24 protein-coding genes are annotated in these 24304 nt (G+C 60.0%); 14 read left to right on the top strand and 10 right to left on the bottom strand.

The annotated features are described in order from the left end of the window. Nucleotides 1-13: 13 nt before the first annotated feature. A complete protein-coding gene (locus tag JN524_RS24580; RefSeq protein WP_202371023.1) occupies nt 14-364 on the bottom strand; it encodes a hypothetical protein in 351 nt (116 codons plus the stop codon). 134 nt (nt 365-498) lie between these two features. On the opposite strand from JN524_RS24580, the gene JN524_RS24585 reads away from it, so the two are divergent. From JN524_RS24585 to JN524_RS24620, 8 genes are all read left to right on the top strand, one after another. Continuing rightward, on the top strand, nt 499-828 hold the full coding sequence (locus JN524_RS24585; protein ID WP_098968503.1) for a DUF6388 family protein: 330 nt from the start codon (nt 499-501) through the stop codon (nt 826-828). 25 nt (nt 829-853) lie between these two features. Next, the gene (locus tag JN524_RS24590) at nt 854-1558 is read left to right on the top strand and encodes a YoaK family protein (RefSeq protein ID WP_098968164.1); all 705 of its coding nucleotides are present in this window, start codon (nt 854-856) and stop codon (nt 1556-1558) included. Nucleotides 1559-1777: 219 nt separating this feature from the next. Beyond that, the gene (tusD, locus tag JN524_RS24595; protein ID WP_027614682.1) at nt 1778-2170 is read left to right on the top strand and encodes a sulfurtransferase complex subunit TusD; all 393 of its coding nucleotides are present in this window, start codon (nt 1778-1780) and stop codon (nt 2168-2170) included. Nucleotide 2171: 1 nt separating this feature from the next. Further along, nucleotides 2172-2528: a sulfurtransferase complex subunit TusC gene (gene tusC / locus JN524_RS24600; protein ID WP_202371024.1), complete on the top strand. Its 357-nt coding sequence runs from the start codon at nt 2172-2174 to the stop codon at nt 2526-2528. Continuing rightward, entirely contained in the window at nt 2528-2821 is a 294-nt protein-coding gene (gene tusB, locus JN524_RS24605) for a sulfurtransferase complex subunit TusB (RefSeq protein ID WP_202371025.1), read from the top strand. Before tusC ends, tusB begins: the two co-directional genes overlap by 1 nt. Beyond that, nucleotides 2818-3153, top strand: coding sequence for a TusE/DsrC/DsvC family sulfur relay protein (locus tag JN524_RS24610; protein ID WP_202371026.1), 336 nt, complete (start codon nt 2818-2820; stop codon nt 3151-3153). Before tusB ends, JN524_RS24610 begins: the two co-directional genes overlap by 4 nt. After that, the gene (locus JN524_RS24615; RefSeq protein WP_202371027.1) at nt 3150-4151 is read left to right on the top strand and encodes a glycosyl transferase family protein; all 1002 of its coding nucleotides are present in this window, start codon (nt 3150-3152) and stop codon (nt 4149-4151) included. Before JN524_RS24610 ends, JN524_RS24615 begins: the two co-directional genes overlap by 4 nt. 91 nt (nt 4152-4242) lie before the next feature. Next, nucleotides 4243-5244, top strand: coding sequence for a glutathione S-transferase family protein (locus JN524_RS24620; protein ID WP_202371028.1), 1002 nt, complete (start codon nt 4243-4245; stop codon nt 5242-5244). A gap of 94 nt (nt 5245-5338) precedes the next feature. Here JN524_RS24620 and cysG read toward each other — a convergent pair whose 3' ends face one another. From cysG to JN524_RS24650, 6 genes are all read right to left on the bottom strand, one after another. Continuing rightward, entirely contained in the window at nt 5339-6733 is a 1395-nt protein-coding gene (cysG, locus tag JN524_RS24625) for a siroheme synthase CysG (RefSeq protein ID WP_027614676.1), read from the bottom strand. Continuing rightward, complete coding sequence (serS, locus tag JN524_RS24630; protein ID WP_123462492.1) at nt 6734-8014, bottom strand: serine--tRNA ligase; 1281 nt, start codon at nt 8012-8014, stop codon at nt 6734-6736. It lies immediately after the preceding gene. Between the two features lie 15 nt (nt 8015-8029). Continuing rightward, nucleotides 8030-8404 (bottom strand): fluoride efflux transporter CrcB, encoded by a 375-nt coding sequence (gene crcB / locus JN524_RS24635; RefSeq protein WP_027614675.1) that lies wholly within the window; start codon nt 8402-8404, stop codon nt 8030-8032. After that, entirely contained in the window at nt 8404-9726 is a 1323-nt protein-coding gene (locus JN524_RS24640) for a replication-associated recombination protein A (RefSeq protein ID WP_003223849.1), read from the bottom strand. Before JN524_RS24640 ends, crcB begins: the two co-directional genes overlap by 1 nt. A gap of 201 nt (nt 9727-9927) precedes the next feature. Beyond that, on the bottom strand, nt 9928-10548 hold the full coding sequence (lolA, locus tag JN524_RS24645) for an outer membrane lipoprotein chaperone LolA (RefSeq protein WP_007966612.1): 621 nt from the start codon (nt 10546-10548) through the stop codon (nt 9928-9930). A 67-nt stretch (nt 10549-10615) separates the two neighbouring features. After that, on the bottom strand, nt 10616-13024 hold the full coding sequence (locus JN524_RS24650) for a DNA translocase FtsK (protein WP_202371029.1): 2409 nt from the start codon (nt 13022-13024) through the stop codon (nt 10616-10618). Nucleotides 13025-13333: 309 nt separating this feature from the next. Here JN524_RS24650 and trxB point away from each other — a divergent pair, with 309 nt between their 5' ends. From trxB to infA, 4 genes are all read left to right on the top strand, one after another. Continuing rightward, nucleotides 13334-14293 (top strand): thioredoxin-disulfide reductase, encoded by a 960-nt coding sequence (gene trxB / locus JN524_RS24655; RefSeq protein WP_202371030.1) that lies wholly within the window; start codon nt 13334-13336, stop codon nt 14291-14293. 62 nt (nt 14294-14355) lie between these two features. Next, a complete protein-coding gene (gene aat / locus JN524_RS24660) occupies nt 14356-15036 on the top strand; it encodes a leucyl/phenylalanyl-tRNA--protein transferase (protein WP_202371031.1) in 681 nt (226 codons plus the stop codon). A gap of 57 nt (nt 15037-15093) precedes the next feature. Then, nucleotides 15094-15801 (top strand): arginyltransferase, encoded by a 708-nt coding sequence (locus JN524_RS24665; protein ID WP_202371032.1) that lies wholly within the window; start codon nt 15094-15096, stop codon nt 15799-15801. 112 nt (nt 15802-15913) lie between these two features. Then, nucleotides 15914-16132: a translation initiation factor IF-1 gene (infA, locus tag JN524_RS24670; protein ID WP_002553999.1), complete on the top strand. Its 219-nt coding sequence runs from the start codon at nt 15914-15916 to the stop codon at nt 16130-16132. A gap of 940 nt (nt 16133-17072) precedes the next feature. Here infA and clpA read toward each other — a convergent pair. Further along, the gene (gene clpA / locus JN524_RS24675) at nt 17073-19343 is read right to left on the bottom strand and encodes an ATP-dependent Clp protease ATP-binding subunit ClpA (RefSeq protein WP_097088113.1); all 2271 of its coding nucleotides are present in this window, start codon (nt 19341-19343) and stop codon (nt 17073-17075) included. 30 nt (nt 19344-19373) lie between these two features. After that, nucleotides 19374-19757 (bottom strand): ATP-dependent Clp protease adapter ClpS, encoded by a 384-nt coding sequence (clpS, locus tag JN524_RS24680; protein ID WP_027614670.1) that lies wholly within the window; start codon nt 19755-19757, stop codon nt 19374-19376. Nucleotides 19758-19981: 224 nt separating this feature from the next. Between clpS and JN524_RS24685 the strand changes: the two genes are divergently transcribed. Continuing rightward, the gene (locus tag JN524_RS24685) at nt 19982-20263 is read left to right on the top strand and encodes a cold shock domain-containing protein (protein ID WP_202371033.1); all 282 of its coding nucleotides are present in this window, start codon (nt 19982-19984) and stop codon (nt 20261-20263) included. A 61-nt stretch (nt 20264-20324) separates the two neighbouring features. Here the strand turns inward: JN524_RS24685 and icd are convergent, their stop codons facing one another. After that, a complete protein-coding gene (icd, locus tag JN524_RS24690; protein WP_003223831.1) occupies nt 20325-21581 on the bottom strand; it encodes an NADP-dependent isocitrate dehydrogenase in 1257 nt (418 codons plus the stop codon). Nucleotides 21582-22062: 481 nt separating this feature from the next. Between icd and JN524_RS24695 the strand changes: the two genes are divergently transcribed. Beyond that, nucleotides 22063-24288: an NADP-dependent isocitrate dehydrogenase gene (locus tag JN524_RS24695; protein ID WP_202371034.1), complete on the top strand. Its 2226-nt coding sequence runs from the start codon at nt 22063-22065 to the stop codon at nt 24286-24288. The last annotated feature ends 16 nt before the right edge of the window (nt 24289-24304 follow it).

Genomic DNA, 24304 nt, shown 5'->3' on the forward strand with positions numbered 1-24304 from the left:
CTTCAACGCATGATCAGAGGCAGGTCGCCAACGCCGCCAACCGGCGCTTGGCAACAAAATCATCCTTCTGCGCGTAGTAGTTGAGCACGGTTCCCGAAGCATCGCTGGTCACGTCGACAAACGACTCTGCGGAACGGGTGTACACCGTCGAGCCACCCTTCTTGCCCGGTTGCAGATACGCTCCGGCGTCCACACCAAACACCGCTTCGTCCTGCCAGCCGAACTGTACGCACTGAGCGACAATTTTCTCCGGCTTGTCCGAGGTCAGAACCTTGTAAGGGGCTTTGGTGCGAGAATCATCCATCACCGAACCCGCGCAGCCAGCCAGCACGGTCGCGGCCAGCGCTACCATCAGAATTCGCATTGCATTCGCTCATTCAGAAAAAAGCGGACTGTATCACCGCAACAGGCAAAATCGTTCTGCTTTACTGCATTTATAGCGCGACATGCGACGGCCGCTCCGGCACCCTAGGGTCATCAGCCTCACAAGGAACACACATGGCGCCCACCGACCAGCGACATGAACAAGCCCTGAAACTGTTTCTCGACGCGCGCCCCGAATTGCGCGAAACCCTCGATCATCTCAATCCGCTGCTGGCCCAGGCCAAGGGTGAAACCGCTGCGCAGTATCGTGAAGAACGCTTGCACGAAGCCTTCGAGGCCGAGGCGGAGAATCAAGGCCTGTTCGCCTGGGAACTGACCTTGCTCCTGACGGCCGCAACGCCCGAGGACTATCAGGCCCAGCGCATGGAGGTGCATCGCGAGGTAGCGGAAATGGCCCACATGAGCTGGAAGGATTACTGCGATCTGTATGGGCTGGAACCGTAAACGCCGCTGAAGGATATCGTCGCCGATGCTGCCCTCCACTTCGACTCACCGCGCCACCTCCGGGCATCTGCATCGGCAGAAATGGCGCGGGCGCATCGGTCTGGCGCTGGTGGCCAGCCTGTCGGTACTCGCCGGCATGACCGATGCAATCGGCTTCATGGCCAGCGGCGATTTTGTTTCGTTCATGAGCGGCAATACCACGCGGCTGGCGGTGGCGATCAGTGACGGCGACCTCGGACTGACCTTGCGCCTGATCATCCTCGTCGTCACCTTCGTGATCGGTAATGCCTTGGGGATCGTGATCGGGCGCCTCGGCGGCCGACGCACGCTGCCCTTGTTGCTGTGCATCGCCACTCTGCTCTGCCTGGCGGCGGCCTGGCCGTATGACACGCAACTGCCGGCGTTGCTGGCGGCGATCATCGCGATGGGCATGCTCAACGCGGCGGTCGAGGAAGTGAATGGCCTGCCGGTGGGCCTGACCTACGTGACCGGAGCGCTGTCGCGGTTCGGCCGTGGACTGGGGCGCTGGATGCTCGGCGAACGCCGTAACGGCTGGCGGGTGCAACTGGTGCCGTGGAGCGGGATGTTCATTGGCGCGATACTCGGCGCAGTGCTGGAACATCATTTCGGGCTTAGGGCATTGTTCGCCAGCGGCTTGCTGGCGGCGGCGCTGGGCGTGCTGTCCTTGAGCATTCCGCGGCGCTGGCAACTCGGCTATATGCCCCGTTGATCGAAACCTCAGTCAAATCCCCTGTAGGAGCTGTCGAGTGAAACGAGGCTGCGATCTCTTGATCTTGCTTGTAAAGATCAAGAGATCGCAGCGTGCCGCAGCTCCTACATGGATTCGCAGTATGACCGATAGCAGCAGAAATCGGTGTGTGCAACTTGGGTTTCGCGGCTGCCTCGATAAAGCTTTATCATGGTCGCAGTTTTGCTGATCGAGTCCGTCATGAAGTTCGCCATCGCGCTGTTTTCCGCCGCCCATGCGCCCTCCTCGCGCCGTGCCCTGCTGTTTGCGCAGGCTGCGCTGGCCGGCGGGCATGAGATTGTCCGGCTGTTTTTTTATCAGGACGGCGTGTACAACGCCTCCGACGCGGTGGTCACCCCGCAGGACGAGCTGGACCTGCCCAAACAGTGGCGCGCGTTCATCAGCGAGCAGCAACTGGACGGCGTGGTGTGCATCGCCGCCGCCCTGCGCCGTGGCGTGCTGAATGACGAAGAAGCCAAACGCTACCAGCGTGATGCCGTCGCGGTCAGCGCGCCGTGGGAATTATCCGGCCTCGGCCAGTTGCACGATGCGGTGCAGGACGCCGATCGACTGATCTGTTTCGGAGGCGCGTGAAATGGCCAAATCCCTGTTGATCATCAGCCGCCAGTCGCCGTGGTCCGGCCCCGGCGCCCGCGAAGCGCTGGACATCGTCCTCGCCGGCGGCGCGTTCGATCTGCCGATCGGCCTGCTGTTTCTCGACGATGGCGTGTTGCAACTGGCCGCCGGGCAGAACGCCAAGGCCCTGCAACAGAAAGACCTCAGCGCCAATCTGCAGGCGCTGCCGATGTTCGGCGTTGAAGAACTGTTTTACTGCTCCGACAGCGCCAGCGCCCGTGGCCTGAGCACGCTGTCGCTGGACGAAGCGCAGCCGCTCGGCGCCAGCCAAATCACCGCCCTCATTGACCGTTACGACCAGGTGATCACCCTCTGATGTCGACTTTGCATGTGTTGTCTCATTCCCCCTTCGGCGATGCTCGCCTGAGCAGTTGCCTGCGCGTGATTGGCGCTGCCGACGCCTTGCTGCTATCCGGCGATGCCGTTTACGCGCTGCAATCTGGCACCGCGCCGTTCAACACGTTGAACGAGCGCCGGGTCAAGCTGTTCGCCCTCGCCGAAGACCTGCAGGCCCGTGCCATCGTTGTTCCCGACTGGGCAGAAGCCATCGACTATCCGGCGTTCGTCGACCTGTCGATCCACCACGACAAGGTCAACAGTTGGCTATGAATTCCATGACTGTCGGCGCCCGCGCCATCGAACTGGACAAGGACGGCTTTCTGGTCGACCTCGACGACTGGTCCCATGACGTTGCCAGCGCCCTCGCTGCCGCTGAAGACATCGAACTGACTGCGGAACACTGGGAAGTCCTCGACCTGTTGCGCAGCTTCTATGCAGAATTCCAGTTGTCGCCAGCCACCCGTCCATTGATCAAATACACCGCACTCAAACTCGGCCCGGAAAAAGGCAACAGCCTGCACCTGAACCGACTGTTCAAAGGCACCCCTGCCAAACTCGCCGCGAAACTGGCGGGCCTGCCCAAACCGACGAATTGCTTATGACCGACTTTCCAGCGCTGACCCTCGTAACGCCCGCCGAGCACCCGTTCGCGCAGTTCGTACGGATCCTCGGCAAGGGCAAACGCGGCGCCCGCGACCTGACCCGTGAAGAAGCCCGGGAAGCCATGGGCATGGTGCTCGACGATAAAGTCGAAGACACCCAGCTCGGGGCGTTTCTGATGCTGCTGCGGCACAAGGAAGAAAGCGCCGAGGAAATGGCCGGCTTCACCGAAGCCTTGCGCGAGCGCTTGCAGGCACCGGCGCTGAATGTCGATCTGGACTGGCCGACCTACGCTGGCAAGAAACGCCATCTGCCGTGGTACCTGCTGTCAGCCAAGTGCCTGGCGCAAAACGGCGTGCGGATTTTCATGCACGGCGGCGGCGCGCACACCGCCGGGCGGCTGTACACCGAACAACTGCTTGGCGAGCTGAACATCCCGCTATGCCGCACCTGGCAGCAGGTCGGCAGCGCGCTGGACCACGGCGGTCTGGCGTTCATGCCGCTGATGGACTGGGCGCCGCAGTTGCAGAAGATGATCGACCTGCGCAACACCATGGGCCTGCGTTCGCCGATCCATTCGCTGGCACGGATTCTCAATCCGCTGCGCGCCCGTTGTGGCCTGCAAAGCATTTTCCACCCGGGCTATCAAGCGGTGCATCGCGAGGCCAGCGGTCTGCTCGGCGACACCGCAATCGTGGTCAAGGGCGACGGCGGCGAAATCGAGATCAACCCGGATGCCGACAGCCATCTCTATGGCACACGCGGTGGGGAGAGCTGGGACGAGGAATGGCCGCAACTGTCCAGTCAGCGCCACGTCAAACCGGCCTCGCTGGACGTTGAACATCTGAAAGCGGTGTGGCGTGGCGACGTGGTCGACAGCTATCCGCAAATGGCCCTGATTTCAACCATGGCCCTGGCCCTGCGCGGCCTCGGGCAAAGCCGCGAGCAAGCGTTCGCAACCGCCGAGCAATACTGGGCGGCGCGCAACAAATCGATTTAACCGATCATAGGCGCCCGATCTTTGCGCTTTTTGTTCGAACTCATCGGAATAGACTCGGCTCCAACGCTTATTGGAATCAGGAGTCTTGATCATGGGTTTACTCGTCGATGGCCACTGGCAGGACAAGTGGTACGAAAGCAGCAAGGACGGCGCGTTCCAGCGCGAACAGGCGCAGCGCCGTCACTGGGTCACCACTGACGGCCAGCCCGGGTCGAGCGGTGAAGGCGGTTTCGCCGCCGAAGCCGGGCGCTATCACCTTTATGTTTCCCTCGCCTGCCCCTGGGCGCATCGCACGCTGATCCTGCGCAAGCTCAAAGGCCTGGAAAACCTGATCGACGTGTCCGTGGTCAGCTGGCTGATGCTGGAAAACGGCTGGACCTTCGACAAGGCGCTTGGCTCGACCGGCGACAAGCTCGACCACTTCGACTTCATGCACCAGCGCTACACCGCCGACACGCCGGACTACACCGGCCGCGTCACCGTGCCGGTGCTGTGGGACAAAAAGCTCAAGCGCATCGTCAGCAATGAATCGGCGGAAATCATCCGTATGTTCAACAGCGCCTTCGATGGCCTGACCGGTAACGAACTGGACTTTTACCCGGCACCGTTACGTGGCGAGATCGATGCACTGAACGAACGGATCTATCCGGCGGTGAACAACGGCGTGTATCGCGCCGGGTTCGCCACCTCGCAACACGCCTATGAAGAGGCGTTCGATGAAGTGTTTGCCGAGCTGGATCATCTGGAGCGAGTACTGGGCGCCAACCGCTATCTGACGGGCGAATACCTGACTGAAGCAGACGTGCGTTTGTTCACCACGCTGATTCGTTTCGATGCGGTGTACCATGGGCACTTCAAGTGTAATTTGCGGAGAATTGCCGATTATCCGAACCTGTCGAACTGGCTGCGTGAGTTGTATCAGTGGCCGGGGATTGGCGAGACGGTGGATTTTCAGCACATCAAGCATCACTACTACGGTAGCCACAAGACCATCAATCCGACCGGAATTGTGCCGAAGGGGCCGGCGCAGGATTTCAGCATGGCGCATGACCGGGCACGGCTGAACGGCAAAGGCGTTTGGTTGAAGGGCTGACAGCAAAAACAAAAGATCGCAGCCTGCGGCAGCTCCTACATGAGAATGCGTTCCCTGTAGGAGCTGCCGCAGGCTGCGATCTTTTTGTTTGGACTCAGACCTGCGCCTGAGCCCCTTCGAACCACGCCAGTTTCTCGCGCAGCTGCACCACTTCCCCCACGATCACCAGCGTCGGCGCATGCACTTCATGCTCCGCTACCAGACGTGGCAGGTCGGCCAGCGTGCCAGTAAAGACCCGCTGATTGACCGTGGTGCCCTGCTGGATCAACGCCGCCGGGGTATCTGCAGAACGACCGTGCTTGATCAATTGCTCGCAGATCACCGGCAAGCCCACCAGGCCCATGTAGAACACCAGCGTCTGCGCCGGGGCGACGAGGTCGGCCCACGGCAGATCGGTGGAACCGTCCTTCAGGTGACCGGTGACGAAGCGCACCGACTGCGCGTAATCGCGATGGGTCAGCGGAATCCCGGCATACGCCGCGCAACCGCTGGCCGCCGTGATCCCCGGCACCACCTGGAACGGAATCCCGTGGGCTGCCAGCTCTTCGATCTCTTCACCGCCACGGCCGAAGATGAACGGGTCGCCGCCCTTCAAGCGCACCACGCGTTTGCCGGCCTTGGCCAAGTCCACGAGTTGCTGGTTGATCTGATCCTGCGGCACTGCGTGATCAGAGCGACGCTTGCCGACATAGACGCGCTCGGCATCGCGACGGCACAGCTCAAGAATCGCCGGAGCGACCAAGCGGTCGTACAGCACCACGTCGGCTTGCTGCATCAGGCGCAAGGCGCGGAAGGTCAGCAGGTCCGGATCACCCGGCCCTGCCCCCACCAGATATACCTCGCCGGTAGTAACGGTCGCTTCGCCATCGATCTTGGCCTGCAACAGCCGCTCGGCTTCAGTACCCTGCCCGGCCAGTTGCCGGTCGGCAATCGGGCCTTGAAACACGTCTTCCCAGAAACCACGACGCTGCTGCACATCCGGAAACAGGTTTTTCACCTGATTGCGGAAACGTGCGGCAAGACCAGCCAGTTGGCCGTAGGTCGAAGGAATCCAGGTTTCGATCTTGGCGCGAATCAAGCGGGCCAGCACCGGCGCATCGCCACCGCTGGACACCGCGATGATCAGCGGCGAGCGATCGACGATCGCCGGGAAGATCACGCTGCATAGCTGCGGCGCGTCGACCACGTTGACCGGCACGCAACGCCGATGGGCATCGCTGGAGACCTGCGCATTCAGCGTTTCATCGTCGGTGGCGGCAATGATCAGCCCGCAACCGTCCAGATCCGCTTCCACGTAACCACGCAGCAGACACTCGCCACCGCTGGCGCTGACCAGTTCGCGCAGTTGCGCTTCGATTTCAGGTGCGACCACCCGCAGCAGCGCACCGGCATCGGCCAGCAGGCGGGATTTGCGCAAGGCTATTTCCCCCCCACCGACCACCAACACACGACTGCCGCGCAGGTTGTGAAACAGCGGCAGATATTTCATTTAGCCGATGACCTCGAGGCCACCCATGTACGGCTTCAGTACGTCCGGCACACGGATCGAACCGTCGGCCTGCTGGTAGTTTTCCAGCACCGCCACCAGCGTACGACCGACTGCGAGGCCGGAACCGTTCAAGGTGTGTACCAGCTCAGGCTTGCCGGTTTCCGGGTTGCGGAAACGCGCCTGCATGCGGCGGGCCTGGAAATCACCGCAGTTGGAGCACGACGAAATTTCGCGGTACTTGTCCTGGCTCGGAATCCACACTTCGAGGTCGTAGGTCTTCACGGCGCTGAAGCCCATGTCGCCGGTGCACAGCGCCAGAGTGCGGTAAGGCAGACCCAGCAGTTGCAGGACTTTTTCGGCGTTGGCGGTCAGGCCTTCCAGCGCTTCCATCGAAGTCGACGGCTCGACGATCTGGACCATTTCAACCTTGTCGAACTGGTGCTGACGGATCATGCCGCGGGTGTCGCGACCCGACGCACCGGCTTCGCTGCGGAAGCACGGGGTGTGGGCGACGAACTTGATCGGCAGTTGTTTCGAGTCGACGATTTCACCAGCGACGATGTTGGTCAGCGACACTTCGGCCGTCGGGATCAGGTACAGATCGGCTTCGCCTTCGCGAGCGATCTTGAACAGGTCTTCTTCGAACTTCGGCAGCTGGCCGGTGCCTTGCAACGCCGGGGCCTGGACCAGATAAGGCGTGTAGGCCTCTTCGTAGCCGTGCTCGTTGACGTGCAGGTTGATCATGAACTGTGCCAAGGCGCGGTGCAGACGGGCGATCGGACCGCGCAGCAGAGCAAAACGGGCGCCGGACAGCTTGGCGGCGGTTTCAAAGTCCAGCCAGCCGAACTTCTCGCCCAGCGCGACATGGTCTTTCACTTCGAAATCGAAAGCAGTCGGCGTGCCCCAGCGGCGCACTTCAACGTTATCGTCTTCGTCTTTGCCGACCGGTACCGATTCGTGCGGCAGGTTGGGGATACCCAGCAGAATCGAGTCCAACTCGGTCTGGATCGCGTCCAGCTCGACTTTACCGGCACTCAGCTCGCCCGCCATGCGCTCGACGTCCGCCATCAGCGGCGCGATGTCTTCGCCGCGCTGCTTGGCCTGACCGATCGATTTGGAACGCGCATTACGCTCAGCCTGCAGTGCTTCGGTGCGGGTCTGGACGGTCTTGCGCTGTTCTTCCAGCGCTTCGATGCGCGCGGTATCCAGGGCAAAGCCACGGGAAGCCAGGCGGTCCGCTACGTCCTGAAGGTTGCTACGTAACAGTTTGGAATCGAGCATGTCGGTTTCTCGTTATCAAAGTTTGGTCAGGGACAGGCCGGCCCACGTCGCGAGCAGCCCGCCGAATACGCTGATCGCCGCATAGCCCAGGGCCAGCGGCACTTGCCCGCTTTCCAGCAGGCGCACCGTATCCAGTGAAAAGGATGAAAAAGTCGTCAGCCCCCCGAGGAAGCCGACCATCAACCCGGCGCGCACCTCGATCGGCACCTCCGGGCGTATCAAAAACAGGCCGTACAACACGCCAATCAGCAGACAGCCCACGATATTAACGGCCAGCGTCGCGGTATAGAAGTGCCGCGGCCAATTGGCGTTGACCCAATTGCCGGTGGCGAAGCGCAACAGCGTGCCGGCAATCCCGCCGACAGAGACCGCAACGATCAATGGAAGCACTATTTTCTCCGCTGTCTTGGGCTTAAACGGTCGAGTTGGGCGAGATGGTTGAGCTTCTCGCCGATCTTCAATTCCAGGCCACGAGGCACCGGTTGATAGAACGGAATCGGCTCAAGCTCTTCCGGGAAATAATCTTCGCCGGCGGCATAAGCGTCCGGTTCGTCGTGGGCGTAACGGTATTCGTCGCCATAGCCCAGTTGCTTCATCAGCTTGGTCGGCGCATTGCGCAAGTGCAGCGGCACTTCCAGCGAACCGTATTCGGCAGCGGCGCGCAGCGCGGTCTTGAAGCCCATGTACACCGCGTTGCTTTTCGGTGCGCAGGCGAGATAAGTGATGGCCTGGGCGACTGCCAACTCGCCTTCCGGGCTGCCGAGGCGCTCCTGCACCTCCCACGCCGCCAGACACAGGCTCAGGGCGCGCGGGTCGGCGTTGCCAATGTCTTCGCTGGCCATACGCACCACGCGCCGCGCCAGGTACAACGGATCGCAGCCACCGTCGATCATCCGCGCAAACCAGTACAGCGCGCCATCGGGGTTGGAACCGCGTACCGATTTGTGCAGCGCGGAGATCTGGTCGTAGAACGCTTCGCCGCCCTTGTCGAAGCGCCGTCGGGTATCGCCGAGCAGGCTTTGCAGCAACTCGGTGCCCATCTCGCTGTTGTCTTCGGCCAGATCCGAGGCGTTCTCCAGCAAATTGAGCAGGCGCCGGCCATCGCCATCGGCGGCCGACAGCAGCATCTGGAAGCCTTCATCACTGAGGGTCAGGTTGCGCTTGCCCAGCCCGCGTTCCTCGGTAAGCGCGCGATGCACCAATTTGCGCAGCGCCGTCTCGTCGAGGCTTTTCAGCACATAGACGCGGGCCCGCGACAACAGCGCGTTGTTCAATTCAAACGAAGGGTTTTCGGTGGTGGCGCCGATGAAAATCAGCGTGCCGTCTTCGACGTACGGCAAGAACGCATCCTGCTGCGATTTGTTGAAGCGGTGCACTTCATCGACGAACAGGATCGTGCGCTTGCCGTACTGGCCGGCCTGCTGTTTGGCGATTTCTACTGCTTGACGGATCTCCTTGACCCCGGCGAGTACCGCCGAGACCGTTTCGAAGTGCGCATCCGAGACTTCCGCGAGCAATCGCGCCAGAGTGGTCTTGCCCACGCCCGGCGGGCCCCAGAAGATCATCGAATGCAGGGCACCCTGCTCCAGCGCCTCACGCAACGGCTTGCCGCGAGCGAGCACGTGCTCCTGACCGACGTACTCATCCAGATTGGTCGCACGCAAACGCGCGGCCAGTGGCTGGGCAATCGGTGCACTGCGAAACAGATCCATCACGTAGCGTTGAAACCTCTGATTGTCTGAAACCGGTTGGAATACCTGTGGACACCTGTTGGTGACCCTGTGGTGAGGGGATTTATCCCCGATGGACTACGCAGCAGTCACCTTTTTCGGGGCTGCTTTGCAGCCCATCGGGGATAAATCCCCTCGCCACAAAAGCTCCAAGCCACAAGAACCCAACCCGGGATCCGGGGTTTATTCCTGAATAACGTCAGCACCCTTCGGGATGTCGAACTTGAACTTCGACGCCGACACCGCTTCGTTGGCCTTGACCCCGGTGAACAGGATGTTGGTGCGCTGACCAACGCTGTCGATCAGTTGCATGTCATTGACCAGGCCGTTGCGGAACGACAGGCGCAGGCTGTCGAACAGGGTGTCCTTGGTCTTCGGCTTGAGGGTGAAGTCGATCACGCCGCCCGCCTCTTTCGCGCTGATCTCAAAGCTCTGGCTGATCTTCGACACGTCACCGGACAGCAGCAGCGCCGGAGTCTGGGTCAAACGCTCGTCGAGCTTCTTGATGGTGGCTTGTTCCAGGTCCGGGTCCCACAGGGTGACTTTCTTGCCATCGGAGACCATGGTCTGCTCGTTTGGCGCTTCGGTGTGCCAGTAGAACAGGCCCGGACGCTGCAGAACCATATCACCGCGAGTTTCCTGCAACTGCGTGCCGCTGCCGTCGAGGGTCAGCTGCGAGAAGTTCGCGGTCAGGGTTTTCGATGTTTCCAGCAGTTGGGTCAGACGCGCCACGTCCTTGTCGTCGGCGTGGGCCGTGAACGTGGTCAGCGCCAGTACTGGCAACAGCATGCGGATAAGACGCATGGGAGTCCTCTTGAATACTCGTTGGGAGAGCGGCGGCACATCATTGTCCCGCCTTTTGCTTTTGCAGTCAGTCGCGAACCGGGCCCGGGGCCAGAACTTCACGCGAACCGTTGGTGTTCATCGAGGTGACGACCCCGGCCATTTCCATGGCTTCGATCATGCGCGCAGCGCGGTTGTAACCGATCTTCAGCTTGCGCTGTACCGCGGAAATCGACGCCCGGCGGCTTTCCAGGACGAACTGTACGGCTTCGTCATACAGCGCGTCGGCTTCCGGATCGTCACCGTCACCGCCACCGCTGCTGCCTTCAAAACCGCTGCCCGCCTCTTCGACACCATTGAGGATGTCATCGTTGTATTCCGGTGCGCCACGCAGTTTCCAGGCCTCCACCACGCGGTGTACTTCATCGTCGGAAACGAACGCGCCGTGAACCCGGATCGGCAGGCTGGTGCCCGGCGGCATGTAGAGCATGTCACCGTGACCGAGCAGTTGCTCGGCACCACCCTGATCGATGATGGTCCGCGAGTCGATCTTGCTCGACACCTGGAACGCCATACGCGTCGGAATGTTGGCCTTGATCAGACCGGTGATCACGTCCACCGAAGGCCGCTGGGTCGCGAGGATCAGGTGAATACCGGCGGCACGCGCCTTCTGCGCGATACGCGCAATCAGTTCTTCAACTTTCTTGCCGACGATCATCATCATGTCGGCGAATTCGTCGACCACCACGACGATGGTCGGCAGCTTCTGCAGCAGCGGCGCCTCGTCGTGAATGCTTTCGCGCTTGTACAGCGGATCGCTCAACGGCTCGCCGGCATCCTGCGCTTCCTTGACCTTGGCGTTGAAGCCGGACAGGTTACGCACGCCCATCTTCGCCATCAGCTTGTAGCGGCGCTCCATCTCGGCAACGCTCCAGCGCAGGGCGTTGGCCGCGTCTTTCATGTCAGTCACGACCGGGCACAGCAGGTGCGGAATGCCTTCATAGATCGACAGCTCGAGCATTTTCGGGTCGATCATGATCAGTTTGGCGTCGTCCGGGCCGGATTTGAACAGGATCGACAGGATCATCGCGTTCACACCCACCGACTTACCGGAACCGGTGGTACCGGCAACCAGCAGGTGCGGCATCTTCGCCAGGTCGGTGATGACCGGTTTGCCACCAATGTCGTGACCCAGGGCCAGGGTGACCGGCGATTTGAAGTTGTCGTACTCGGGAGTCGACAGCACTTCGGAGAAACGCACGATCTGCCGGTCTTCGTTGGGGATCTCGATACCGACCGTGGTCTTGCCCGGAATCACCTCGACCACCCGCACACTGGTCACGGCCAGCGAACGTGCAAGGTCTTTCGCCAGGTTGGCGATGCGGCTGACTTTGACGCCGGCGGCAGGCTGGATTTCGTAACGGGTAATCACCGGACCCGGATGGATCGAGTCCACGGTGACTTCGACGCCGAACTCCTTGAGCTTGATCTCCAGCAAGTGGCCGACCGCTGCCAGTGACTCAGGCGAATAGTTGAGTTGTTTCTTTTCCGCAGGATCGAGGATCGAGATCGGCGGCAAGGTGCCTTCCACGGCGCTATCGACGAACAACGGTGCCTGCTTCTCTTTCTGCACGCGCTTGCTTGGTTCGGGCGCCTTGGCCGGGGCCGGGGCGATGACCGGCGGCACCTGCTTCTCGCGATCGGACATGTGCTTGCTCAGGGCCTGCTCACGCTCGATCAGACGCTCCTTGACCTTGGCCTGTTCACGCTTGTCGGTGACGGTCGGCGCGACCACGTCGTGGACGCGGTCATCGACTTCACGCAGTTGCGCAACCAGTTGCTTGCGCTCGGTACGCGCCGACCACCAGCGGTTGACCGCGCCCTGGAACAATTCGAACAGGTCCAAGGTGATCTTGCCGGTGACGTCCATCACCTTGAACCACGACAGGTCGGTGAACACCGTCAGGCCGAACAGGAACAGCGCAATGAACAACAGCGTGCTGCCCTGGATATTCAGCGCGTTGCGCGCCAGATCGCCGAGACTTTCGCCCAGCGCCCCGCCCGCACCCGCCGGCAACCCGGTGGCCGCATGGAAATGGATATGGGCAAGCGCGGCGCCCGACAGCACCAGGAACACCAGACCGATCAGGCGCCAGGAGAACAGCCAGCCGCTCCACTGCCACGGCTCGTGACGTTGCCGGAAGATCTGATACGCCTTGACCGCCAGCAGCAACGGGAAGATGTACGCGAAGTAACCCAGCACCATGAACAGGATGTCGGCGCTGTAGGAACCGGCCGGGCCGCCGAAGTTCTGCACGTCGTCGATCTTGCTGTTGTGGCTCCAGCCCGGATCGTCCTTGCCGTAGGTCAGCAAAGCCATCATCAGGAACAGGCACAGGGCACCGATGGCGATCAATGCACCTTCCTTGAGCCGGTAGTGCAATTGCTGGCGCCAGAGCGGAACGACTGTTTTTGGTGCTGCGGTGGATTTCTTCAAAACGCTTCTTTTCCTGCGCCCGGGGCGCGTCCATCTATTGAATGACGATAAAAAACTGCCCAATCCAGGCAGGTAAAAAAGTGAACCGGCGCAACTGAGACTACTTTTAACACTGTGCCGCAGCTTTTATAAACACAGCTATAAACACAGCGCTCTACAAATATTCTGTAACAGCCCGGCATTGTACGGGTTTGTGCGGCTGATGCCATGCCTCAAAACCCATAGCAGAGCATAGCCATTGCCACAAATCCTGCGGTTCAATTTGAGCATGCATTGTCTTTTGTGACAAAGGCTTATGAGGTGTATTTGATGAACGCAGCGAAGCATTCACGCCTGATCATTCTCGGCTCCGGCCCTGCCGGCTACAGCGCCGCCGTGTACGCCGCCCGTGCCAACCTCAAGCCGGTTGTGATTACCGGGCTGCAGGCCGGTGGTCAGCTCACCACCACCGTCGAAGTCGACAACTGGCCCGGCGACGTCGAAGGCCTGACCGGCCCGGCGCTGATGGAGCGCATGCAAAAACACGCCGAGCGCTTTGCCACAGAGATCGTTTACGACCACATCCACACCGCCAAGTTGCAGCAGCGCCCGTTCGAGCTCATCGGCGACAGCGGCACTTACACCTGCGACGCACTGATCATCGCCACCGGCGCTTCGGCGCAGTACCTGGGTCTGCCCTCGGAAGAAGCCTTCGCCGGCAAAGGGGTTTCGGCTTGCGCGACCTGTGACGGCTTCTTCTATCGCAATCAGGTAGTCGCCGTGGTGGGTGGCGGAAATACCGCTGTCGAGGAGGCGCTGTACCTGTCGAACATCGCCAGAGAGGTGCATTTGATCCATCGCCGCGACAAATTGCGCTCGGAGAAAATTCTTCAGGACAAACTGTTCGAAAAAGCCGCCAATGGCAACGTTCGCCTGCACTGGAACCAGAATCTGGATGAAGTGCTGGGCGACGCCAGCGGCGTGACCGGTGCACGCCTGCGTGACAGCCACACAGGCGAAACCCGCGAGTTGCCGCTGGCCGGCGTGTTCATTGCCATCGGCCACAAACCCAACACCGACCTGTTCCAGGGCCAGTTGACGATGCGTGACGGCTATCTGTTGGTCAGGGGCGGCAATGACGGTGACGCCACCGCCACCGAGATCCCCGGCGTCTTCGCTGCCGGCGACGTGGCCGACCACGTTTATCGCCAGGCCGTGACCTCGGCCGGCGCCGGTTGCATGGCGGCACTGGACGCGGAGAAGTATCTGGACGACATTCCTGTCATTTAACGGCACACTTTAGCGCGGGCCTCGCGCCCGCACCGCCCTCCCCTTCTGCAAGCCCGGACGCCATGCTGACTTGGTTACAACGCAACTCCCTGACTTTCCCGCCCCTGGAAAAGGCCATGCGCGATCCCAATGGATTGCTGGCTGCCGGTGGCGATCTGTCCGCCGATCGCCTGGTGCAGGCTTACCGGCATGGCTGTTTTCCGTGGTTCTCGGAAGGCCAGCCGATTCTCTGGTGGTCTCCGGATCCGCGCACCGTGCTGTTTCCCGACGAACTGCACGTCTCGCGCAGCCTTGGCAAACTGCTGCGCCAGCAACGCTATCAGGTGACCTTCGATCAGGATTTCGCAGCCGTCATTCGCGCCTGCGCTGCACCACGGGACTACGCTGACGGCACGTGGATCACCGAAGCCATGCAGGACGCCTACCTCGAACTGCACCGCCGCGGCTTCGCCCACTCTGTCGAGGTCTGGGATCAGGGCCAACTGGTCGGCGGCCTGTATGGCCTGGCGATGGGTCAGCTGTTTTTCGGCGAATCGATGTTCAGTCGCGCCGACAATGCCTCCAAAATTGGCTTTGCCACGCTGGTTCAGCATCTGAAAGACGCCGGATTCGTCCTGATTGACTGCCAGATGCCGACCGATCATCTGCACAGCCTCGGCGCCCGGGCGATCCCCCGCCAGGAATTCGCCGACTATCTGACTCGCCATCTGGATCAACCCAGTCGTGCCACTTGGGTTTGCTGAGCGACTTTTGCGCGCGTGGCTTACACTTAATTCACCAGCTTATCCCGAGGGTTGATCATGACCGAGTTGGCGCGCTTGAAGTTCTATGCCACTCAGCCTCATTCCTGCAGTTATCTGCCCGAGGAGCAGGCGACGACGCTGTTTCTCGACCCGAGTCAGCCCATGGATGTGCACGTCTACGCAGACCTGTCGGAAATGGGTTTTCGTCGCAGCGGCGATCATCTGTATCGGCCCCATTGCCAGAATTGCAATGCGTGCGTGCCTGCGCGCATCCCGGTGTCGCAGTTCAACCCCAATCGCCAGCAGAAACGCATTTTCAAACGCAATGCCGATCTGCAGGTGCGCCCGGTAAAACCGCACTTCAGCGAAGAATATTTCGATCTGTACCAGCGCTATATCGAGCAGCGACATGCCGATGGCGACATGTACCCGCCGAGCCGCGACCAGTTTTCGACCTTCCTGGTACGTGACCTGCCCTTTTCGCGCTTCTACGAATTTCGTCTCGACGGACGGTTACTCGCCGTCGCGGTGACCGATCTGCTGCCCAACGGCCTGTCGGCGGTCTATACCTTCTACGAGCCTGGCGAAGAGCGCCGCAGCCTGGGGCGTTTCGCAATCCTGTGGCAAATCGCCGAAAGCCAGCGCCTGGGACTGGAAGCGGTGTATCTCGGTTACTGGATCAAGAACTGCAAAAAGATGAACTACAAGACCCAGTATCGCCCCATCGAATTGCTGATTAATCAGCGCTGGGTGATCCTTAACTGATCGCAAGCCGTAAACCCCTTGGCTTGACCCCCCTTTTTCGGGCACAATGCACGCCGCTTTTGCCTGGCGCAGTTGCACCGGGCCATTCATTGGATACCGAGGGCTTTACTGCATGTCGAAAGAAGACAGCTTCGAAATGGAAGGCACTGTCGTCGACACCCTGCCCAACACCATGTTTCGTGTGGAGTTGGAAAATGGGCACGTCGTAACCGCGCATATTTCCGGCAAGATGCGCAAGAACTACATTCGTATTCTTACCGGTGACAAAGTGCGCGTCGAGCTGACGCCCTATGACTTGAGCAAAGGGCGCATTACTTACCGCGCTCGTTAATCAAGTCAATACAAGACGCCCGGCTTTGCCGGGCGTTTTTGTTTGTCTGCGATTTGGGGTTTGGGTCTGGGCTTGTGAGCATATCCGTTGCTGCGGGGGGTTGCTGATTACGGTTCCGCCCTTACGGCGGGTCACTTTTTCCAAACGCCGAAAAAGTAACCAAAAAGGCTTCCCCCGGCGTACGGCACTTCGCTGAGGCTCAGTGTTCCCTCGCTACGGTGCCCATCAGGGGGCATCGCCTACGGTTTGCTTCGCTGCACCTCCTCTCGATGTATGCGGCTTCGCCGCATGGCGCTGCGCGCCCACCCCCTGATGGACACCTACGCTCGGCCTGCCGAAGGGGCTGAAAATCAAAAGCCACATCAAGAGCCAGAGCCAAAGCCAAAGCCAAAGCCAAAGCCAAAGCCAAAGCCAAAGCAGATCAAAAGATCACAGCCTTCGGCAGTTCCTACAGGCGATTGGGTGTATTCAGTTTGGGATTTGGTCGGCTCATAGGCCGCCATCGCCAGCAGGCTGGCTCCTACAGTTCAGATTGCGTGCACCCCATGCGGCAAAGCCGCCCCACTCAACACAATGAGCGTTAGCTCGAGTACCGCTTTTGATCTGAGGGCCCGTCGGCAGGCTGAGTGGAGGGATTTATCCGGGGGTGGGAGCGCAGCGACCGTTTGGCGCAGCCAAACACAGCGAGAGGAGGTGCAGCGAAGCAAACCGTAGGCGCTGCCCCCGGATGAATCCCGCAGCGAAGGAACCCGAGCCCAGGCGAGGGCCGAACGTCAGAGCATAGACCTTTTGGTTACTTTTGGGGCGTTTGCCAAAAGTGACCCGCCGTCAGGGCGGAACCCTAAGCAGCCGTTACCGCAGCAACGGATATACACCCAAACACCAAATCCAGACACAAAACAAAAAAGGCGCCCGAAGGCGCCCTCTTTTCTTACAGCAGTCAGGCCATCTCCGCCGTGGTTTCGAAGTCAAACGTCAACTCACCATCCTTGATGTCGATGTGCACCACACCGCCATGCTCGGCCAGCTCGCCAAACAGAATTTCTTCCGCCAGCGGACGCTTGATCTTGTCCTGGATCAGACGGGCCATCGGACGTGCGCCCATCGCCGAATCGTAACCACCGGCCGCCAGCCAACTGCGCGCCGCATCGGTAACCTCCAGCAACACACGCTTGTCTTCCAGCTGCGCCTGCAGTTCGGTAAGGAACTTGTCCACCACGCTTTTGATGACCTCATGACTGAGGCGACCAAACTGAATGATGGTGTCCAGACGGTTACGGAACTCCGGCGTGAAGCTCTTCTTGATCACTTCCATCGCATCAGACGAGTGGTCCTGATGGGTGAAACCGATCGAAGCACGCGCCGCGGTTTCGGCACCGGCGTTGGTAGTCATGATCACGATCACGTTGCGGAAGTCCGCCTTGCGCCCGTTGTTGTCGGTGAGCGTGCCGTGGTCCATCACCTGCAACAGCAGGTTGAAGACTTCCGGATGCGCCTTCTCGATTTCATCAAGCAGCAATACGCAGTGCGGTTGCTTGGTGATCGCTTCGGTCAACAGACCGCCCTGATCAAAGCCGACATAGCCCGGAGGCGCACCGATCAGACGCGATACGGTGTGGCGCTCCATGTACTCGGACATGTCGAAGCGCACCAGTTCGATACCCAACGCCTTGGCCAATTGCCGCGCGGCCTCGGTTTTACCGACACCGGTAGGACCTGCGAACAGGAACGAACCGACTGGCTTGTCAGGCGACTTGAGGCCGGCACGGGACAGTTTGATCGCGGTCGACAGCGAATCGATCGCCGCATCCTGACCAAACACCGTCAGCTTCAGGTCGCGCTCCAGGTTACGCAGCAGTTCCTTGTCGGAGCTGGTGACGTGTTTCGGCGGAATCCGCGCGATCTTCGCCACAATGTCTTCAACCTGCGGCACTTCGATGCGTTTGACGCGCATCTCGACCGGCTGCAGGCGCTGATAGGCACCCGCCTCATCGATCACGTCGATGGCCTTGTCCGGCATATGCCGGTCATTGATGTAACGCGATGCCAGTTCAGCAGCGGCGCGCAACGACTCATCGCTGTATTCGATGTTGTGGTGCTGCTCGAAACGCCCTTTCAGGCCGCGCAGGATACCGATGGTGTCTTCCACCGACGGCTCGACAACATCGACCTTCTGGAAGCGTCGTGCCAGCGCACGATCCTTCTCGAAGATGCCACGGAATTCCTGGAACGTGGTCGAGCCGATGCAGCGAATGTCGCCAGACGACAGCAGCGGCTTGAGCAGGTTCGAGGCATCCATCACGCCACCGGACGCAGCGCCCGCACCGATGATGGTGTGAATCTCGTCGATGAACAGGATCGCCTGCGGACGTTTTTTCAGCTCATTGAGCAGCGCCTTGAAGCGCTTCTCGAAATCACCGCGATACTTGGTGCCTGCGAGCAGTGCACCGAGGTCGAGCGAATAGACGACGCTGTTGGCCAGCAGATCCGGCACCTGGTTGTCGACAATGCGCTTGGCCAGGCCTTCGGCAATCGCGGTTTTACCCACGCCAGCCTCGCCGACCAGCAACGGGTTGTTCTTGCGCCGACGCGCGAGAATCTGCGCGACACGCTCGACTTCCATCTCGCGGCCGACCAGCGGATCAATGCGACCCTGGCGCGCGAGTTCGTTGAGGTTGCTGGCATAAGCATCCAGCGGATTGCCTGAAGAAGAAGACTCACCGCCCTCGTCGTCCTGCATATCTTGTTCACCTTCAGAGTGATCGCCGTGCCCTGGCACTTTGGAAATGCCGTGGGCGATGTAATTGACGACATCAATGCGCGCAACGCTCTGCTGTTTCAGCAGGAATACGGCCTGACTCTCTTGCTCACTGAAGATTGCAACCAGCACGTTGGCGCCGGTTACTTCGCGTTTGCCCGAGCTCTGCACATGGAAGACAGCACGTTGCAGTACACGCTGGAAGCCCAGTGTTGGCTGGGTTTCGCGATCTTCGTCGTGGACGGGGATCAATGGCGTGGTGGAGTCGATGAACTCCTGCAGGTCGTGCTTGAGTTTGTCGAGGTTTGCGCCGCAGGCACGCAATACGGTGGCGGCAGCCTCATTGTCCAATAGGGCCAGCAGCAGGTGTTCGACGGTCATGAATTCATGACGCTTCGAACGAGCCTCCTTGAAGGCAAGATTGAGGGTGACTTCGAGCTCGCGGTTTAACATAGCTTCACCTCATACCCAAGTGGTCGGCGATTAACCGTCCTTCTCGATTTCACAGAGTAGCGGATGCTGGCTTTCCCTGGCGTACTGGTTGACCTGCATGGCCTTTGTCTCGGCGATGTCGCGGGTAAACACTCCACATACTGCCCGTCCTTCTGTGTGAACGGCCAGCATGACCTTGGTCGCCAGCTCGCGATTCAGGTTAAAAAACACCTCGAGCACTTCGACGACGAAATCCATCGGTGTGTAGTCATCATTGAACAAAACCACCTTGTACATCGGCGGCGCCTGTAACGCAGGCTTTGCTTCCTGAACAGCAACGCCTGCCGAATCGTCGTCGTGCTCCTCTGGATGATCCTTTTGGAGAAGCGGGCGATCCTGATTGAATGTTAGTCGAATCTGGCTGATTGCATGCATGGAAAGAAAGGTTCGTCAGTTGTGCAAATACAGTGGTGGGGGCGGCTGTACACCTTTTCAACTCCGACTGCCCGGTCACCTTGACTATCGGGAAAACGGTGTTACAACCAATAGAGCCCACAGTGGGTAAAAAAGATCCGCGGAGTCAATCCTTTTAACGGATTAGATTGCGGATGTCCTGGATGATACTCCAGCGATGGAGTCTGTTGCAGAGGGATTTGAGCATGGCTGTCGGCAAGGTCAAGTGGTTCAACAATTCCAAGGGATTCGGCTTCATCAACACCGATGCCCGGGAAGGACGTGACGAGGACGGCAAAGAGGTCGATTTCTTTGCGCATTATTCGGCCATTGAGATGGACGGGTATAAAACTCTCAAGGCTGGACAGATCGTCAGTTTCGACATCGTCCAGGGCCCCAAAGGCCTGCACGCGGTAAAGATCAAAGCGGCGACCGTGGCAGGCGAAGCGGCTACACATGCCTCTCATACAGAAACGGTGTCGGGCTGACATAACTGTCACCCAGTCATGAAAAAACCGCCCGAAGGCGGTTTTTTTGTACCTGCACGATTTACATGTGCTTGATGATCGCCTCACCGAAGCCCGAAGAAGACACCAGTGTGGCACCTTCCATCAGACGCTCGAAGTCATAGGTCACGGTCTTGGCCTTGATGGCGCCGTTGGTGCCCTTGATGATGAGATCCGCCGCTTCGGTCCAGCCCAGATGACGCAACATCATCTCGGCCGACAGAATCACCGAGCCCGGGTTGACCTGGTCCTTGCCGGCGTACTTCGGCGCGGTACCGTGGGTCGCCTCGAACATGGCCACGGTGTCGGACAGGTTGGCGCCCGGCGCGATACCGATACCGCCCACTTCCGCCGCCAGGGCGTCGGAGAGGTAGTCACCGTTGAGGTTCAGCGTGGCGATCACGTCGTACTCGGCCGGACGCAGCAGGATCTGCTGGAGCATGGCGTCGGCGATGGCATCCTTGACGATGACTTCACGGCCGGTTTTCGGGTTCTTGAATTTCATCCATGGGCCGCCATCGAGCAGCTCGGCGCCGAATTCTTCCTTCGCCACCTCGTAGCCCCAGTCCTTGAAGGCACCTTCGGTGAATTTCATGATGTTGCCCTTGTGCACGATGGTCAGCGACTTGCGGTCGTTGTCCACCACGTACTGCAGGGCCTTGCGCACCAGACGTTTGGTGCCTTCCTTGGAAACAGGCTTGATGCCGATACCGCAATCCTGGTCGAAACGGATCTTGGTGACGCCCATTTCTTCTTTCAGAAACTTGATGACCTTGGTGGCCTCAGGGGAGCCGGCCTTCCATTCGATACCGGCATAAATGTCTTCGGAGTTCTCGCGGAAGATCACCATGTCGACGTCGCCGGGCTTTTTCACCGGGCTCGGCACACCTTCGAACCACACCACGGGACGCAGGCAGACATAAAGATCGAGTTGCTGGCGCAGGGCGACGTTGAGGGAGCGGATGCCACCACCGACCGGAGTGGTCAGCGGGCCTTTGATAGAGACCACGTAATCCTTGACGGCATCCAGGGTTTCCTGGGGCAGCCAGGTGTCCTGGTCATAGACCTGAGTCGCTTTTTCGCCAGCGTAAACCTCCATCCAGGAAATCTTGCGCTTGCCCCCGTAGGCCTTGGCCACGGCAGCATCAACCACTTTGATCATCACCGGGCTGACGTCGACGCCAATGCCGTCACCTTCAATGAAGGGGATGATCGGGTTATCAGGAACATTGAGAGAATGGTCTGCATTGACGGTGATTTTGTCGCCGACGGCTGGAACCTGAATCTTCTTGTAACCCATGCTGAACTCCATTGTTTGGATTGAACATCTGGCTTGGTTCGAGCGTAACCCAGTTAAATCAACACGCAAACCCTCTGTTCACGGCGCGGCTACATCTGGTTTCGTACAAGCCTGAAAGCAAAGGGAAAAGCGCCAAACTCAAGCATTCGCAGCGACTCTACGCCCCACCCGCCCCTGCGACCTTTAGACCAATGGACGAGACGGGTTGCATATGAACCATCGGCAGATTGCCAGCTACCTATGTATAATGCCGCCCGCTGACCAAAGGGTCACGACGGTTGGCCTCTCTAGAACGAGACTTTCCGCCTGATTGGTCGGGTTGTTACCGCAGCCTGACTGCTTGACGCTCTACTGATGCACCCAACATCACCGCGAAGAATCTCGACATTCGGTTCATGGATGACTTTGAACGAACGCGCTTACCCGGCGCCCCTCGAGTTTCTGCGCACGCTTTAGCAAAGAAGAGAGAGTTAATCCGAATATGCCCACCCGCTCGAAGATCATCTATACCTTCACCGACGAAGCTCCAGCCCTCGCCACCTATTCCCTGCTGCCGATCATCGAGGCTTACACCGCCTCGGCCGATATCGCCGTGGAAACCCGCGATATCTCTCTTGCAGCACGCATCCTGGCCAGCTTCCCCGAGCAACTGGGCGACAAAGCCGTAGCCGACCACCTCGCCGAACTGGGCGACCTGGCCGTTACGCCTGAAGCCAACATCATCAAGCTGCCGAACATCAGTGCTTCGGTGCCTCAGCTGCAAGCGGCGATCAAAGAGCTGCAAGCCCAGGGTTACAACCTGCCGGACTACCCGGAAACCGTGACCAACGACGCCGAAAAAGAAGCCAAGGCGCGTTACGACAAGGTCAAGGGCAGCGCCGTGAACCCGGTTCTGCGTGAAGGCAACTCCGACCGCCGCGCTCCGCTGTCGGTAAAAAACTACGCTCGCAAGCACCCGCACAAAATGGGTGCCTGGGCCAAAGACTCCAAGTCCCACGTCGCTCACATGAGCACCGGCGATTTCTACGGCAGCGAAAAAGCTGCCCTGATCGACGCCGCTGACGCTGTGAAAATCGAGCTGATCGCCAAAGACGGCACCGCGACCGTCCTGAAAGAAAAAACCAGCGTTCAGGCTGGCGAGATCCTCGACTGCGCCGTGATGAGCAAAAACGCCCTGCGCGCGTTCATCGCCGCTGAAATCGACAGCGCCAAGGCGCAAGGCGTGCTGCTCTCGGTTCACCTGAAAGCGACCATGATGAAGGTCTCCGACCCGATCATGTTCGGCCAGATCGTTGCCGAGTTCTATAAAGATGCCCTGACCAAGCACGCTGACGTGCTGGCCCAGATCGGCTTCAACCTGAACAACGGCATCGGCGACCTGTACGCGCGCATCAAGGCCCTGCCGGCCGAGCAGCAAGCACAGATCGAAGCTGACATCGCAGCGGTCTACGCCGCGCGTCCGTCGCTGGCGATGGTCAACTCCGACAAGGGCATCACCAACCTGCACGTGCCGAGCGACGTGATCGTCGACGCCTCGATGCCAGCGATGATCCGTGACTCTGGCAAGATGTGGGGCACCGACGGCCAGCTGCACGACACCAAGGCGGTGATTCCGGATCGTTGCTACGCGACCATCTACCAGGCTGTGATCGAAGATTGCAAAGCCAATGGCGCGTTCGATCCGACCACCATGGGCAGCGTGCCAAACGTTGGCCTGATGGCGAAGAAAGCCGAAGAGTACGGCTCGCACGACAAGACTTTCCAGATCAAGGCTGACGGCGTGGTTCGCGTTACCGACAGCAAGGGCAAGCTGCTGATGGAACAGGCTGTTGAAGCCGGCGACATCTTCCGCATGTGCCAGACCAAAGACGCGCCGATCCAGGACTGGGTCAAACTGGCCGTCAACCGTGCTCGCGCCAGCAGCACTCCGGCCATTTTCTGGCTGGACCCGATGCGCGCCCACGACGGTGTAGTGATCGAGAAGGTTCAGGCTTACCTGAAGGATCACGACACCAGCGGTCTGGACATCCAGATCATGGCGCCGGTCGATGCCATGAAGTACACCCTGCAGCGCACCCGCGAAGGCAAGGACACCATCTCGGTGACCGGCAACGTACTGCGCGACTACCTGACCGACCTGTTCCCGATCATGGAACTGGGCACCAGCGCCAAGATGCTGTCGATCGTGCCGCTGATGAACGGCGGTGGTCTGTTCGAAACCGGTGCCGGCGGTTCGGCGCCGAAACACGTGCAGCAACTGGTCGAAGAGAACTTCCTGCGTTGGGATTCGCTGGGCGAATTCCTGGCGCTGGCAGCGTCCCTCGAGCATTTGGGTGTGAACTACAACAACCCGAAAGCGCTGGTTCTGTCGAAAACCCTGGATCAGGCCACCGGTCAGTTCCTCGACAACAACAAGTCGCCATCGCGCAAAGTCGGCAACATCGACAACCGCGGCAGCCACTTCTACCTGGCGCTGTACTGGGCTCAGGCCCTGGCCGCCCAGACCGAAGACGCTGCACTGCAAGCGCAGTTCGCGACCCTGGCCAAAACCCTGACCGAGAACGAGGCGACCATCGTTGCCGAGCTCAACGCCGTGCAGGGCAAACCAGTGGACATCGGCGGTTACTACCACGCCGACGCCGAACTGATCAGCAAGGCCATGCGCCCAAGCGCAACCTTCAACGCGGCGATTGCTGCGCTGGTTTAAGGTTGTAAAGGGAACA

This window comes from Pseudomonas sp. MWU318, from assembly GCF_016756945.1.
Taxonomy (GTDB): Bacteria; Pseudomonadota; Gammaproteobacteria; order Pseudomonadales; family Pseudomonadaceae; genus Aquipseudomonas; species Aquipseudomonas putida_A.